Here is a 13,927-nt window from a genome sequence, read left to right on the forward strand (position 1 = left end):
ACTCGGGCGGCGCACTCCGGCCGAGCCCCGGCCCCACACCGATGCGCCCGACCCTCGATGGAGGCTGATCACCATGTCCGCACACCGCTACGAGAGCGCCGTCACCCGCTACTTCGAGGCGTGGAACGCGGCATCCGCCGAGCAGCGGGCCAAGGCCGTCGCCGCCGCGTGGACCGAGGACGGCCGCTACACCGACCCGCTGGCGGACGTCACCGGCCATGAGGCGCTCGCGGCCGTCATCGCGGGAGCCCAGGAGCAGTTCCCCGGTTTCGAGTTCAGGCCCGCGGGTCCGGTCGACGGGCATCACGACACCGCCCGCTTCAGCTGGGAACTGGTCTCCGTCACCGACGGCTCGGCGCCCGTCGCGGGCTCCGACGTCATCACCCTGGCCGAGGACGGCCGCATCAGCAGCGTGCGGGGCTTCCTGGACCGGGTGCCCGCCGGCTCGTGACCCGAGGACGGCACGCCCGCCGCGCGGGTCGTCAGCGTTGTCGTGCGCGGTACAGGTCGCGTATCAGGGCGATCTCGGCTCCGTGGTGCAGCAGTTCCTGATTGACCCACCAGACCGTGTCGATGAACGGGTCGTCCGGGTCGCTGCCGTGCGGGTAGGTGCTGTATCCCACCGTGTCGAGCGCGGCGTCGTCGGCGCCGAGCAGGGCGTTCCGCCATGCTGTGGCGCCGGCGTCGAAGGCCGTGACCGCCTCCGCGGCGGCTCCGCTGCTGGCGTAGTCGTCCCGGGTCAGCGTGTGGCTGCCGGCCGTGTGGTCGGCGCGGAGTGTCAGCAGTTCGCCGAGGTGGCTCAAGCGCCACGCGATGGTGGTGAAGGGCGGCGGCGAGGGGTGCGGGGCAGGGGCGGCGTCGCGCCCCCAGCCGCCCCGTCCTGCCAGGAGTGTCGCGCGCGGCCCCGGCCCGTCCGGGCGCCGTCGGACCGACCAGCAGTCGGGCACGGGCTCCCACAGGTGCTCCTCGTCGGTCATGGCGCCGACCTGGACATCCGTCCCGTTGCCGCTGTCCATGACCGGGCCGGTCATGCGGTCGACGAGGCGCTTGCGCGCGAAGTCGAACTGCTCGAGCAACGGGGCCAGGTGGGGTGGTGTCGTCATGAAACGGCTCCTGCGGCAGGACGGCGGGACGCGGACAGGCGGTGGCAGCGTACAAGCCGCTTCCGGGATTGCCGGATCCCGGCAGCCAGCCGCAGGCCCGACGCTGCCGCACTCCGGCCTGTCGCCTGCTCAGCGGTGTGTGGCTCAATGCTCCCGGAGCCAAGGGGGTACGGGGATGGCTGTGCGGACGGCGAAGCAGGTGGGATCGGTCAGGCCCGGGAAGGCGTGGCTGCGTACGGTGGCCTGGGCGCTGCTCGGACTGGTGTTGCTGGCGGTCTCCGCGGCCCCGGCCATTCCGGTCCCCGAGCGGATCGCCGATGAGAAGGCCTTCCTGGCCGCCCGGCCGTGCGGCGGAGAGGAGGCGGCACGGGGCACGGCGGACTGCGTGCGCACGATCCGTGGGACGGCTCTCTCCGCCGAGCACGTCAAGCGTGGCAAAGCGACGGTCTTCCGCGTACGGCTGCGGGCCCCTGTTCCGGCCCCCGCCGATCGGCCCCTGCACCTCGATTCGTACGGCGAGTTGTCGGAGCTCATCAAGCCGGGGGACGAGGTGGAGGTCACCACCTGGCGGAACGTCCAGGTCGCCGTCAGCCACGATGGGATCAGCGAGACGCTCCCCGGACTCCCGGACGAGAAGGCCACCATGCTGGCCGGGCTCACGCTGGCCGGTGTCTGGGCGGCGATCCTGGCCTTCATCGCCGCGTTCGGCAGCGCCCGGCGGGCCCGCCGCTTCGCCACCGGCCGCCCCTTCGCGCCCCGGGTTCCGTTCGGCCCGATGAAGTGCGTGGGCGTGGTGGCCGCACCACTCGCCGCGGCCTTCTTCTCCGGCCTCGTCTGGGACGCCTGGACGGCAGTGGTGGTGACGGTCGCCCTCTGGGCACTCATAGCGCTCCCGGCCACGATCGCCGCCCTGCGCTGGGACCACGCTCCGCCGGCGGTCCGTCGGCCCGGCGTACCTCGGTGACCGGCCGCTCCGCGAGATCCCGGCGGACCGGCTTGTGGGAGCACGCACGCGACAGGCAGCATTCCTGGCATGTCGCCCACACCCGCCACCGTCCGCGCCTACCGCCCCGAAGACCGCCCCGCCCTCTACGACATCTGCGTACGCACCGCGGACCAGGGCCAGGACTCCCGGCACCTCTACCCGGACCCTGAGCTGATGCCGAGCATCTTCGCCGCGCCCTATGCCGCGCTGGAGCCCGAGCTGACGTTCGTTCTCGACGACGGCCGGGGGCGGGCCGTCGGCTATGTCCTCGGCACCGCCGACACCTCCGCCTTCGTCAAGGCGTTCCGCGATGTCTGGCTCCCGCCGCTGGCCGGCCGCTATCCGGATCCGGCCGGGCCCGCCCGTACGCCGAGCGAGGAAATGATCGCTCTGCTGCACCGGCCCGAGCGGATGGTCCTGCCCGAACTGGCCGGCTATCCCGCGCATCTGCATATCGATCTGCTCCCCGACTGGCAGCGCAAGGGGCACGGCCGTGCGCTGATGCACACGTTTCTCCGCGCCCTGCGGGCCGAGGGAGTCGACGCGGTCCATCTCTCCATGGTCACCGCCAACACGCCCGCCCGTGTCTTCTACGACCGCCTCGGCTTCCACGAGATTGCGGTGCCGGACCCCGGTCCGGTCACCTACCTCGGGCGCTCCACCACGGTTGAGTAGCCGTACTCATCCCTCAGCCCCGGCCGCCTCCTATCGTCACGGCAGGTCGTCACGGCAGGTCGTCACGGCAGGCAAAAGCCGGCCAGCGAGGGGGAACGGACCATGGCGGGTTCACGCGGAAGACGGCTCCGGGGCGGGCTGACGGGGGCGATGGTGTGCTCCCTCGCCCTGCTGCTCGGCGGATGCGGCGTGCTGAGCACGAAGAACGACCGCAAGCGTGCGGCGGAGCTGGCCGAGCGGCAGTACCCCGGCGTCCTCGACGTCCTGTCCGCCCGCACCCTGTTCCCACAGACTGGCGGATCCGAGGTCTCCTTCTCGGTGGCCGACGACGCCGACGCCGTGGTCCGGCTGCGCATCGACGCCGCGGCGGGCAGCTGCGGGCAGCGGGCCTGCGACCGCGCGCTCGACGAGGCCGTCAGGCGGGGCAGGTCCGAGGCCGGCGCGCTGCGCCGGATGCGGTCGGCGTTCACGGCGTGCGGATACGAGGCCATCGCCCTGAGCCAGGACCTCGCCACCCCCTGGATCGCGGCGGCGCCCACGAACGCCACGATCACGCGGCTGCTCGCCGAGGTCGGCGCGTGTGTACGGCGGTGGTCACCGTCCCGCGACGAGACGGGGACGCCGACGGCCGCACGTTCGGTGACGGTCAATATCGTCGCCCCCGACCTCGCCCGCGGCCGCCCCGCCGGGAAACCGTCCTGGCCCACGGCGATGCGGATGACGGACGGCAAACTGCTGGCGGCCCTCTCGGAGCGCCCGTACTACTCGGCGACGTACACGGTGCGGGACGGCACGGTCGACGCGGCCTCCGGCACGGCCTCGCTCTTCCGGCCCTGGGCGTATCAGCGGGCGTTCGCCACGACCGTCCAGGATGCCGTCGGCGGGTGGCTGCACGCCTCGGATCCCCGGGCCGAGGTCCGTACGTACCAGGGGTTCTGGCGGCTCGAACCGGGCACGGTCGACCGGTTCCGGGGTTACGTCCTCTTCTGCGACCACCCGCGCGGCGTACGGCCCTGCCTGGGCGACCACGCGGTCGCGGTGACGACCGACCCGAAGGGCAACCCGATCGGGGAGTTCCGGATGATCCGCGACGTACGGGAGGACGGGGGCAGGATCCGTCTCCCGCCGGAGTGACACCGGACGGCCCGGCGCCCGGCCCGGGGCCCGGGTGACCGCCCGTCAGCGTGCGGGCGGAGGCGGCGGCGCGACGTCCCGGTCCCCCGCCGCGATGCCGTGCGGCGCGGCGGCGTCGATCGCCGCCAGGTCCTCGGCGGTCAGTTCGATGGCGGCGGCCTCGGCGTTGTGTTCGAGGTAGGTGCGCCGCTTGGTGCCGGGGATGGGCACGACCCGCTGGGCCATCAGCCAGGCCAGCGTCAGCTGCGTGGGGGTGATGCCCTTGGTATCGGCGAGCTCGGTGACCTTGTGCACGACGGCCAGGTTCGCGGCGATGTTCTCCTCGGAGAACCGGGGCAGACCGCGGCGGGCGTCGTCCGGGGCCAGATCGTCGGTGCGGGTGATCTTCCCGGACAGGAAGCCGCGGCCCAGCGGGGAGAACGCGACGAATCCGATGCCCAGTTCCCGCACGGTCTCCAGTACGCCGTTGTGCTCCACGTCCCGGGTGAAGAGGGAGTACTCCGACTGCAGCGCCGTCAGCGGATGGACCGCGTGGGCCCGGCGGATGAGCTCGGGGCTCGCTTCCGAGACCCCGAGGTAGCGGACCTTGCCCGCCTGGACCATCTCGCTCATGGCGCCGATGCTCTCCTCGATCGGCACCTGCGGATCCACGCGGTGCAGATAGTAGAGGTCGATGACGTCCGTGCCGAGGTGCTTCAGGGAGCGGTCCACCGCCCGGTGCGCGTACGCGGCGCTGCCGTTGTGCCCGTGAGCCGTTCCGTCGTCGTCGAACTCGATGGCGAACTTGGTCGCGATCGTGATCTCGGCGCGGCGCTTTCCGAGGGCGCGTCCGATCAGTTTCTCGTTCTCGAACGGGCCGTACGCCTCAGCCGTGTCGATATGGGTGACCCCGATGTCGACGGCCCGGTTGAGCGTGGCGATGGCTTCCGCTTCGTTCCGCGGGCCGTACCAGACGCTCATGCCCATGGCGCCCAGGCCCTCGGCGGAGACGGAGAGGCCCTGAGATCCGAGTGTCACGGTTTTCACTGAGCTCATGTGTCCAGCCTCCACCCTGGAGCGCGCTCCAGGGCAGACGGACACGGCGCGGGGCACAAAAGACACCACGGACCGGCGGGCCGCCCCCGAGCGGGCCCGCCGGTCCGGGCAGGGAAACGCGCGGAGTCAGTCGTCGATCACCGCGCCGTAGAGAGCGTCCGTGAACGGGGCGCCGAGCGAACCGCCGCCGTACGACCACGAGCCGGTGGCGGTGACTCCGCCGGAGCCCGCCGAGAGGACCCACACCACGCCGTCATCGGTGTTCTCGCCGGGCGCCGCGGCCAGCAGGCCGAACTTCCCGTCGCGGTTCGGGTCCACCAGCCGGACCTGGCCGCCGAACCGGTCACCCTTCTCGGCCGTGCCGGGGACATCCGCCGTGTCCTGGTTGAAGTCCTTGGCTCTGACCGTGGTCAGACCGCCCGGCGAACCGCGCAGCACCCATACGGCGCCCGCGTCCACGACCGGGCCGATGTCCTCGCCCGGGGCTCCGACGGCCAGATCGGCGTATCCGTCGCCGTCCGTGTCACCGAGCGAGAGATCCGAGCCCCAGCCGTCGCCGCGCTCGGAGGCTCCGGCCACGCCCGGCGAGTCCTGGGTCCAGTACTGCGGCGGGGTGCCGGGGCCCTCGGTGCCCGCGGGGCCCTCCCCACCGCCGTAGTAGACGCCGACGAGACCGCCGGTGAGTGTCTCGCCGCCGTCGTCCGGGCTGTTCGGCTCGCCCGTGACCAGGTCGTCGTACCCGTCGGCGTTCAGATCGCCGGAGGCAGCGACCGGACCACCGCGCAGCTCCCGGCCGAGGCGCAGGTCGTCGGCATGGGTGCCGCCCGGGGTGCCCGCCTGGGCCGCGGGCGCCGCGGTGACGGCCACGCCTGCCAGCAGGAACGAGGCCGCGGCGACAGCGGCGATACGGTTCTTGCGCACGAAAACGGCTCCTTTGACGAGGAATGCCGGGCTGGCGCGGGGGTGAGGGGAAAGCGCCCGTTCTTTCCGGTGCAGGGTTGGACCCGGGACGGGGCTCCAGGGTTGTAGGGGATGCCGGGGACGATACGGAGGCTGTTCATCCGTCACCTCATGCGTGGGCGCAGGTCATGGCAGTCTGGGCGGAGACCGCCGACACGAGGAGACAGCATGGGCGAGAGCGCCGCCGGCACGGAGTCATGTCTCGGCTTCACCGACTGGACCTGGCTCAATCCGCCCACCCGCTGGGCCCCGTCCGACGACGCGCTGGAGATCACGACGGAGCCGGACACCGATTTCTGGGTGACCACGCACTACGGCTTCGTACGGGACACGGGACACGCCCTGCTGCGGCCCGTGCCCGGCGGCTTCCGGCTGCGTGCCACCTTCGCCGGCGACTATCGCGAACAGTACGACCAGGCAGGGCTGTTGCTGCGGCTCGACGAGAAGAACTGGATCAAGACCGGCATCGAGTACGTCGACGGCCGGCAGCAGCTCAGCGCCGTCGTCACCCGCGAGGTGTCCGACTGGAACGTCGTACCGCTCGCTCACCTCACGGACACCCCGGCGCCGGTGACCGTCGAGATGCGGCGCGAGGGCGACACCGTCACGATCCTCTACGGTCTCGGCGGCGCTCCGGAGACGATGCTGCGGCTCGCGTACTTTCCACCGGACCTGACGGCGCAGGCCGGTCCGATGTGCGCCTCACCCGACGGGAAGGGCTTCACGGCCCGGTTCACGGAGCTGAATCTCGAACTTCCCTGAGCCCCGGCGGACGCCCTCTGGCACGAGACACGACGGGACGCTTTGCTTGGTACGTCCCCCGGGACGCTTCGCTGGGCGCGTCCCCCCGCAGCCTCCGACCGCCGAGGAGCCCCGCCATGACGACTGTTCCCGTGCCAGGCCCCCGTCAGTTCCCGCTCCTCGGGAATCTGCCGGCCTTCGCCCGTGACCCGCTCGGCTTCTTCACCCGGCTGCGCGGACACGGTGATCTCGTCGAATGGAGGTTCGGGCCACAGCGGGCCCTGTTCCTCTCCCGGCCGGAACACATCGGCGAGCTGCTCACCGGGATCGAGAGCGAGTACCGCCACCCCGAACTCGGCTGGGCGTTCAAGCTCGTGCTCGGCGAAGGGGTCGTCACCTCGGAGGGACCGGCCTGGCGCCGCAAACGCGCCCTGGTCCAGCCGGCGGTGCGGCCCCGCCAGGTCCGCGGCTACGCGGAGACGATGACCGACTGCGCCGCCACCGTCGCGCGGGGGTGGCGGCCGGGCCAACGCGTCGACGTCCGCGACGAGATGCTGGGCCTCACCCAGCGCATCGCCGTACGGACCCTGTTCGGAGCCGACACCGCCGGGCGCGAGAGCACGATCGGGCCGGCCATGGACATCGCCCAGCGGGCGATCGGCGACGAGTTCCGGGGCGTCACGTTCTTTCTGCCGCCGTGGGTTTCCACGCCCGGCCGGCAGCGGCTCAAGCGGGCCGTCGCCGTCATCGACCGCGAGGTCGCCCGGGTCACCGAGCAGCGCAGGCGCCTCGGCGAGGACCGGGACGATCTGCTGAGCCGGCTGCTCGCGGCCAGGGACGAGCAGGGTCAGCCGCTCACCGACAAGGAGATACGCGACGAGGCGGTCACCCTCTACATCGGCGGCCACGAGACGACCGGTACCACGCTCACCTGGGCGTGGTACTTACTCTCCCGCAATCCCGGGGCTCGCTCCCGCCTCACCAGGGAACTGACCGACGTCCTCGGCGGCCGCGCCCCCGGCCACGACGACCTCGGACAGCTGCCCTGGACCGAGCAGATCATCAAGGAGACCCTGCGGCTCTATCCCCCGGTGTGGCTGATGACCGGTATCGCCAAGGAGCATTCGACGCTGGGCGGACGTCCGGTCGCCGAAGGAACCGTGCTGTGGTCCAGCCAGTGGAGCGCTCACCGGGACGCCCGCTGGTTCCCCGACCCCGACGCCTTCCGTCCCGAGCGGTGGGACGCCGACGCGGCCGCCGCCGTGCCGGACCACGCGTGGTTCCCGTTCGGCGGCGGCTCGCGCGCGTGCCTCGGCGCCCGGTTCGCGATGGTCGAGGCCGTCCTCGTACTGGCCACCCTCGCGCAGCGCTTCCATGTCGACATCGACACGGGCGACATCCCGCCGAGGACCGGCCTCACACTCCAGCCCGCACGCCCCGTACGGGCCACGCTGAAACCGGCCGCCTGACGCGATGCCGCACCCGGTGAACAGACAGAGCCTCAGCCGGAGTTGAGCCCGGCTGGGCCCTGTCCGGTCAGGCCTCGCGGGCCTTCGCCGCCTCCGACGCGGCGCCCATCGCGAGGCCCGCCACGATCAGTACGACGCATACGTAGATCTCGTAGCCGTCGAAGAAGCCGATCCTGGCCACCAGGGTCCAGACCTCGAACCAACCGCCGGTCCACTCGTGGAGCAGGCCGCCGACGCCCTGGGACAGCAGGACGAAACACAGGATTCCGAAAAATGTCTTCACCCCTCAAGGCTAGAAACGGCGGCTCTCAGCCGCCATTGGCCATCGGGAGCGGCCGCCTGACCAAAGTCGCGGACCGGCCGCCGGTCCGGCATACCGAAGTCGGAGCGGAGCGCGCCCGCGATCCGGATGTCCGCCTGTCGCGTCACACCGTTCACCGTCACCGCGAGCGTGACCGTCCCCGGCCGCAGCGCGGTGAGGGTGCCCGTGACCGGGTCGAAGACCGCCGTGTGGCGCGGGCGGACGCCGTCCCGGTCTCCGATGCGGAGGTTCGGTGATCCGGTCCAGTCGGCGCTCAGCGGGAAGCCGACCGGGACCGGCCTGCTCCCCTGGGTGACGGTCGCCGTGGCCTCGGCGCTCCGGCCGGGGGTCAGCACGCCCGGCGCGTCCAGCGCCAGCGCGTCGGTGTGCGCGCGGGTCTGTACGGAGACCCAGTCGGGGCCGCCCTCCCACGGCTTCGCCCGCGCGGCCGACTGCTCGCCCCGGGAGACCTGGTCCACGCCGATGAGCGACCAGCCGGTGAATCCACCCTCGTCGGCCGGAGCCGAAGGTGCCTTGCCCGAGTTGCCGTTGACCAGATAGGGCACGCCGTCCACGTGTGAGGCGTCGAAGACACCGACATGGCTGCCGATGAGGGCCGCGCCCTTGCCGGTCGTACGGCGGAAGTCCGTGAGCCACTGTTCGATCAGGGCCGCCTCCTTGCGGTCGCCGAGCTCGCTCGCCTTCTGGACGGTCGGGTCGCGCGGCGGTACGTGCTCGATCAGCATCACCGAGCGGACCCGGTCGTCCTTCGCCGCCGCGTCCAGCTGCTCGCGTACCGCCTTGATCTGCGCGAAGCCACCGCCGCGGAGCGTCAGACTCGACGTGTCGAGCGTGATGACCCGGGTGCCCTCGTGGTCGAAGGTCCGCCGGGCGGGGCCGAATTCGGCGACGAAGTTGTTGATGGTGCCGCCCATCACCTCGTGGTTGCCCGGCACGTAGTACCAGGGCAGCGCGTCCCCCAGCTCCTCGGTCAGGACTCTCCGGGCGAAGGCGAGATCCGCGGGCGAGCCCTCGTCGACCAGGTCGCCGTTGACGACGAGGAAGTCCGGCTTCGCCGCCTTGATCTCGCGGAGGGTACGGCGGGCCTGCGCCACGATCGCGCTGTCCGGCTCGCGGGCGACGAACTGGGCGTCGGACATCACGGCGAACCGCCAGTCCCTGCCTTCGGTTCCGGCCGCGGAGTCGATCAACGGGTCGACCGCGCGGGGCTGTTCGGGCAGCTCCACGGTGGGCGGCACCTGCGCCGTCAGGTCGTCGATCAGGATCTCGCCCGTGTACTGCTTCGTGGCGGCGGTCTCGGCGAGATAGAAGCGGTGCACAGCGAGCGGCATCGCGGCCCCGGCCGGCACGGAGAAGGTCACCTGCCGCCAGCCGGTCCAGGTGAGGTACGGGCCGCGCAGCAGCTGGTCGGAGCCTGCCGCGTCCTTGAGGTGCAGCGTCGGCCAGGCGCCGTTGCCGTCGCCCTTGATCCAGAGTGTGAAGGACTGCGGCTGGCCGGGGACCGGGATCTGCCGCGGCGGACTGACGTAGGCGGCGCGGGTGGCGGTCGACTGCGTGAAGTCGTACGAGAGCGCGAGTCCGGTGCCGGTGTGGCCGTCCGGGGCCGCCGCCACGGAGCCGCTCGCGCGCGCCTGGCTGAAGGTCCAGGACGCGGCGTCGTCGAAGCCGGAGACCTGCTGTTCGTCCAGTCCGACGCTGACGGCGAGTACGGTCGTGACGCCGCCGGCCTCCGCCGTGATCCGTCCGGCGCCGCTGCCCTTGAGGGACGTGACGGCGAAGGAGCCCCGGCCGTCGTCGGTGACGGCGAACAGCGAGCGGTCGTAGTCCAGTCGCACATCCCGGGGCTCGACCGGCGCGCTGGTCCCGTGGGCGTCGAGTCCGACGATGCCGAAGGTGCCGGCCGCCGCCGCGTCCGCGAGTCCGACGCGCTGAGTGGTCGGCCGGATACGGGCGAGTGGGCCGAGCACCGTCAGCTCCGTGCCGCCGTGGGCCCGGCCGCGCTCCGCCCGTACCCCGGTGGTGCCGCTCGCGCGCGCGGTGAACACGCCGTGGTCGTCGACCCGGCCCACCGAGGACCGTACGGCCCGCCAGTGCGGATCGCCGGCCGCGGGGCCGTACGTCTCGTCGTATCCGGCGGCGGTGAGCCGGCGGGTCAGGCCGGGAAAGACGCGCTCGGGGTGGCCTCCCTTGACCGGGTCGACGGTCGGGGCGCCGCTCGCGGGCGTACGGGTCTCCACCCAGAAGCCCTTGAGCCGGCCGCTGCCGTCCGGCGCGGTGAGGGCGAGGCCGTTGGGCACCGTACGCTCGCTGCCGTCGGAGGGGCTGTTCTCCACGCGCAGGGCGTCGCTGCCCGGTACCCGCGCGACCAGGGTGGAGGAGCCGCCGCCGTCGAGGTTGATCGCGCTGTACGACCCCGCCCGCTTCATCATGAGGCCGAGTTCGGTGAGGGTGACACCGCCGCTGTCGGCCTGCCGGCCGTCGACGGTGATCACCTGCATCGTGCCGCCGTCGCGGGAGAAGCCGACGGCGGTGCGCGGCGCCGCGGTGTTGTTGCCCTCGCCCTCGTGGCTGCGCGCCGCACCGTCGACCACGAGCAGTTCACGTCCGCCGACGGCCGTCCGCGGTACGGGTCCGCTGTCGGTGCGCGGCCGGTAGGCGAGGGTCACCGGATCGCCGGGCCGCAGCGCCGCCAGCGCCTCGGCGCCCGCCTCCCGGCCGACCAGGACCGTGGTGCCCTCGGCGATCGGTCCCGTACCGGCCCCGTCCGTCACGGAGACGACCCTGCCGTCCCTGACGGCCGCCTCGGCGACGGGAGTCGCCCGGTCCACGGTGAGCGCGCGGTCGGCCTCGCCCCAGCCCGCCGTGTAGGCGCCGATGCCGCCGGCCGGCACATTCGCGGCGTTGTACGCGGCCAGTGGCCGCGCGCCCGAGGGAAGTGTCAGGGTGCCGTCGAAGTACAGCCGCAGGATGCGGCCGGCGTTCCCCGGGCCTAAGCCGACGGCCTGCTCGGCCCCGGCCGCCGGGGAGTTGACGACCTGGCCGTCCGCGAGGCCGGGGCCCTGGGGCGCGCCGGTCTCGTTGATGTCGAAGAAGTCCGCGTTGATCGCGGCGACGGTACGGCGGCCAGGTCCCGGGTCGTGCCGTGCGGCGAGTTCGGAGACCGTGCGGCGGTCGGAGACCTTGCCCGAGGAGAGATGGTCGGCCCGGGCTCCGCTGCCGTCGAGTGCGACGGAGAGGGCGTCGACGCGCAGCCACTTGTCGGATTCGAGACGGTCGTACGACGTCAGTGTGATGCCGGGGGCGACCGGACGGGAACCGTGCGCCGTCTCGATGCCATCGGCGTCGGCGATGGTTCTGGATGTCCCGCCGGGCGCGCTCGCGGGTGGTGGCGCGACCGGCCGCAGCACCTCCGCGGAGGTACGGGGACGGGGGTCGGGGGTGGAGTCGGCGAAGGACGGGGATACCGCCCCCGCGGTCAGAGCGGTCACCGCCGCGAACAGCACGACGGACCGCCCGGTGATACCTGGGCCCACAACTTCTCCTGGAAGACGGTGGATACGCATGGTGAGCCGTCAGCATCGCCGTGCACACACCAATGAACCAGGGGGCGGGGGAAACGCCGGGGAGAACACGCGGTGACACGGTGGGAGCCCCCGGTGTGCCGGCCGTGCCCGGGCGCCGGCCGCCGTGTCGGCGCGCGGGTCAGTCCCGGCCCAGGAGCAGCAGGGCCATGTCGTCCTCGCCGACCTGCTCCCCCAGCACGTCGAAGAGCCGGTCCGCGAGTTCTCCCAGTCCTGCCGGGCCCGACCGTACGGCCTCCTTGAGCACCTGGAGCCGGTCGCCCAGATCGGTACCGGGCTGCTCCACCAGTCCGTCGGTGCACAGCAGCAGGGTCTCGCCGGGACCGAGCGTCGCGGTGGTCACCGGATAGCTGATCCCGCCGGGGCCCGCGAACTCCGCAGAGAGTCCGAGCGGCAGCCCGCCGGCCACCGGGAGCCAGTCGCAGGTCCCGTCGGCATGACGCAGCAGCGGGTCGAGATGCCCGGCGCGTACGATCAGCAGTTCCCCGGTCGTCAGGTCCGCCTCCACGTACGTACAGGTCGCGAAGCGGTCGGTGTCCAGCTCGTGCAGCAGGACCGAGGCGCGGGCCAGCGCGGTCGCGGGCGGGTGCTCCTCGGCCGTGTACGCCCAGAGCGCCATGCGCAACTGCCCCATGACCACTGCCGCGTCGGTGTCATGGCCCTGGACATCACCGATCGTCAGTCCGACCCGGCCGCCGGGCAGCGGGAGCACGTCGTACCAGTCGCCGCCGACGCTCCGGCCGAAACGCGCCGAGCGGTAGCGGACGGCGGTCCGCGCGCCGGGGATCTCGGGGATGTGCCGCGGGAGCATCGCCTGCTGGAGTCCCTCGGCGAGATCGTGCTCCTGCTCGTAGAGCATGGCCCGTTGCAGGCTCTGCGCGATGCTGGTGCCCAGCGTGACCAGCAGATCGCGTTCCTCGCCGGAGAAGTCGCCGTGCCGTGGATAGAGCAGACCGAGTACGCCGATCGGCCGGGACTGGACGATCAGTGGCAGATAGGCGCCGGAGGCGACGGACAGCGGTTCGACATGGGGCCAGAGCAGCGGGTAGGCGGACCGGAATTCCTCCCGCGAGGTGATGAAGCGGGGCCGCTGGGTGCGTATCGCCTCGCTCATCGGGAACTGCGCGTCGATCCTCGTGTAGCGCAGCTCGGGTACGTACGCCGCGGAGCGTCCCTCGGTGACCAGCCGGATCCGCCCGCCCTCGACCACGCCCAGCATCACGCTCACCGCTCCGAGATGCCCGAGCGCCTGCTCGTCCTTCAGGACATTGGTGACGTCCTCGACGGACCCGGCGTGGGCCAGCAGGGCGGTGGTCCGCTGCACCACGCCGGTCAGCCTGCGCCGCCCCTCGGCCAGCCCGCTCCTGCCGGCGACCTCGGTCAGCTCCTGCTCGGCGCTCCGTACGATGCCGATGATCCGGTGGGGCCGTCCCACTCCGTCGTGCCGGATGTGCGCCTGGGCGTGGGTCCAGTGCGGTGATCCGTCGCGGCGGCTGACGCGGAAGTACGCGCCGAGGGCGGTCGTGCCGTCCTTGAGCGCCCGCGCCACCAGGGTCTTCAGCCGCGCCGCCTCGCATCGCGGCAGCCGGTGGGCGAGGGCGAGCGGATCGCCGTCGTACTCCTCGGGGCGCAGGTCGAGGACGTCCAGGGCGGGCGGGTCCAGAGAGAGCAGGCCGCTGTCGATGTCCCAGTCGAAGCTGCCCATGCGGTTGAGCGCGAGGCTCAGGTCCGGATGGGCGGGCCAGTCGTCCGGCAGCGGTACGGCAGCCGGAGGTCCACCCCGATCAGCCATGCAGCCACCATCTCACCGATCGGCCCGGTCCACTCCTCGGAGGAACCCCCGGCGGCGCCGGAGCCCGCCGTCTCGCGCTGTGGAAAGCGCTTCCGGTGGCGGACGGCGCGGAGGAGACTGCGTGTCTGCA

At 72.4% G+C, this 13,927-nt stretch carries 11 protein-coding genes and 1 pseudogene; 6 read left to right on the top strand and 6 right to left on the bottom strand.

Translation table 11 applies throughout. From position 1 onward, the window contains the following. Positions 1 to 73: 73 nt before the first annotated feature. A complete protein-coding gene (locus ACFVWW_RS01630; protein WP_386875243.1) occupies positions 74 to 451 on the top strand; it encodes a nuclear transport factor 2 family protein in 378 nt (125 codons plus the stop codon). Positions 452 to 482: 31 nt separating this feature from the next. Here ACFVWW_RS01630 and ACFVWW_RS01635 read toward each other — a convergent pair whose 3' ends face one another. Then, entirely contained in the window at positions 483 to 1,103 is a 621-nt protein-coding gene (locus tag ACFVWW_RS01635; RefSeq protein ID WP_386875245.1) for a DinB family protein, read from the bottom strand. Between the two features lie 175 nt (positions 1,104 to 1,278). Between ACFVWW_RS01635 and ACFVWW_RS01640 the strand changes: the two genes are divergently transcribed. From ACFVWW_RS01640 to ACFVWW_RS01650, 3 genes are all read left to right on the top strand, one after another. After that, positions 1,279 to 2,067, top strand: coding sequence for a hypothetical protein (locus tag ACFVWW_RS01640; RefSeq protein ID WP_386875247.1), 789 nt, complete (start codon positions 1,279 to 1,281; stop codon positions 2,065 to 2,067). 69 nt (positions 2,068 to 2,136) lie between these two features. Further along, the gene (locus tag ACFVWW_RS01645) at positions 2,137 to 2,763 is read left to right on the top strand and encodes a GNAT family N-acetyltransferase (RefSeq protein ID WP_386875249.1); all 627 of its coding nucleotides are present in this window, start codon (positions 2,137 to 2,139) and stop codon (positions 2,761 to 2,763) included. A 102-nt stretch (positions 2,764 to 2,865) separates the two neighbouring features. Beyond that, complete coding sequence (locus ACFVWW_RS01650) at positions 2,866 to 3,897, top strand: SCO7460 family lipoprotein (protein WP_386875251.1); 1,032 nt, start codon at positions 2,866 to 2,868, stop codon at positions 3,895 to 3,897. Between the two features lie 45 nt (positions 3,898 to 3,942). Here ACFVWW_RS01650 and ACFVWW_RS01655 read toward each other — a convergent pair whose 3' ends face one another. Both ACFVWW_RS01655 and ACFVWW_RS01660 read right to left on the bottom strand, forming a co-directional pair. Then, positions 3,943 to 4,923 carry an aldo/keto reductase gene (locus ACFVWW_RS01655; protein ID WP_386876696.1) on the bottom strand — a complete coding sequence of 327 codons (981 nt, stop codon included), beginning with the start codon at positions 4,921 to 4,923 and terminating at the stop codon, positions 3,943 to 3,945. A gap of 135 nt (positions 4,924 to 5,058) precedes the next feature. Beyond that, a pseudogene (locus ACFVWW_RS01660) lies at positions 5,059 to 5,745 on the bottom strand (FG-GAP repeat protein); the annotation flags it as partial. Between the two features lie 315 nt (positions 5,746 to 6,060). Here ACFVWW_RS01660 and ACFVWW_RS01665 point away from each other — a divergent pair. Further along, positions 6,061 to 6,654 (top strand): DUF1349 domain-containing protein, encoded by a 594-nt coding sequence (locus ACFVWW_RS01665; RefSeq protein WP_386875253.1) that lies wholly within the window; start codon positions 6,061 to 6,063, stop codon positions 6,652 to 6,654. A 116-nt stretch (positions 6,655 to 6,770) separates the two neighbouring features. Beyond that, positions 6,771 to 8,102 carry a cytochrome P450 gene (locus ACFVWW_RS01670; protein WP_384327714.1) on the top strand — a complete coding sequence of 444 codons (1,332 nt, stop codon included), beginning with the start codon at positions 6,771 to 6,773 and terminating at the stop codon, positions 8,100 to 8,102. 67 nt (positions 8,103 to 8,169) lie between these two features. Here ACFVWW_RS01670 and ACFVWW_RS01675 read toward each other — a convergent pair whose 3' ends face one another. From ACFVWW_RS01675 to ACFVWW_RS01685, 3 genes are all read right to left on the bottom strand, one after another. Further along, positions 8,170 to 8,385, bottom strand: coding sequence for a hypothetical protein (locus ACFVWW_RS01675; RefSeq protein WP_384327717.1), 216 nt, complete (start codon positions 8,383 to 8,385; stop codon positions 8,170 to 8,172). Beyond that, on the bottom strand, positions 8,382 to 11,957 hold the full coding sequence (locus ACFVWW_RS01680; RefSeq protein WP_386875255.1) for a phosphodiester glycosidase family protein: 3,576 nt from the start codon (positions 11,955 to 11,957) through the stop codon (positions 8,382 to 8,384). The genes ACFVWW_RS01675 and ACFVWW_RS01680 overlap by 4 nt, the downstream gene beginning before the upstream one ends. A 169-nt stretch (positions 11,958 to 12,126) precedes the next feature. Beyond that, positions 12,127 to 13,797 carry a SpoIIE family protein phosphatase gene (locus ACFVWW_RS01685; protein ID WP_386875257.1) on the bottom strand — a complete coding sequence of 557 codons (1,671 nt, stop codon included), beginning with the start codon at positions 13,795 to 13,797 and terminating at the stop codon, positions 12,127 to 12,129. Positions 13,798 to 13,927: the final 130 nt, after the last annotated feature.

The organism is Streptomyces sp. NPDC058198, assembly GCF_042882605.1.
Taxonomy (GTDB): Bacteria; Actinomycetota; Actinomycetes; order Streptomycetales; family Streptomycetaceae; genus Streptomyces.

What these genes read in the sequence shown, in the direction of transcription:
- ACFVWW_RS01630 (WP_386875243.1), top strand. Translation starts at nt 74, where the DNA reads ATGTCCGCACACCGCTACGAGAGCGCCGTCACCCGCTACTTCGAGGCG.
- ACFVWW_RS01635 (WP_386875245.1), bottom strand. Translation starts at nt 1,103, where the DNA reads ATGACGACACCACCCCACCTGGCCCCGTTGCTCGAGCAGTTCGACTTC.
- ACFVWW_RS01640 (WP_386875247.1), top strand. Translation starts at nt 1,279, where the DNA reads ATGGCTGTGCGGACGGCGAAGCAGGTGGGATCGGTCAGGCCCGGGAAG.
- ACFVWW_RS01645 (WP_386875249.1), top strand. Translation starts at nt 2,137, where the DNA reads ATGTCGCCCACACCCGCCACCGTCCGCGCCTACCGCCCCGAAGACCGC.
- ACFVWW_RS01650 (WP_386875251.1), top strand. Translation starts at nt 2,866, where the DNA reads ATGGCGGGTTCACGCGGAAGACGGCTCCGGGGCGGGCTGACGGGGGCG.
- ACFVWW_RS01665 (WP_386875253.1), top strand. Translation starts at nt 6,061, where the DNA reads ATGGGCGAGAGCGCCGCCGGCACGGAGTCATGTCTCGGCTTCACCGAC.
- ACFVWW_RS01670 (WP_384327714.1), top strand. Translation starts at nt 6,771, where the DNA reads ATGACGACTGTTCCCGTGCCAGGCCCCCGTCAGTTCCCGCTCCTCGGG.
- ACFVWW_RS01685 (WP_386875257.1), bottom strand. Translation starts at nt 13,797, where the DNA reads ATGGCTGATCGGGGTGGACCTCCGGCTGCCGTACCGCTGCCGGACGAC.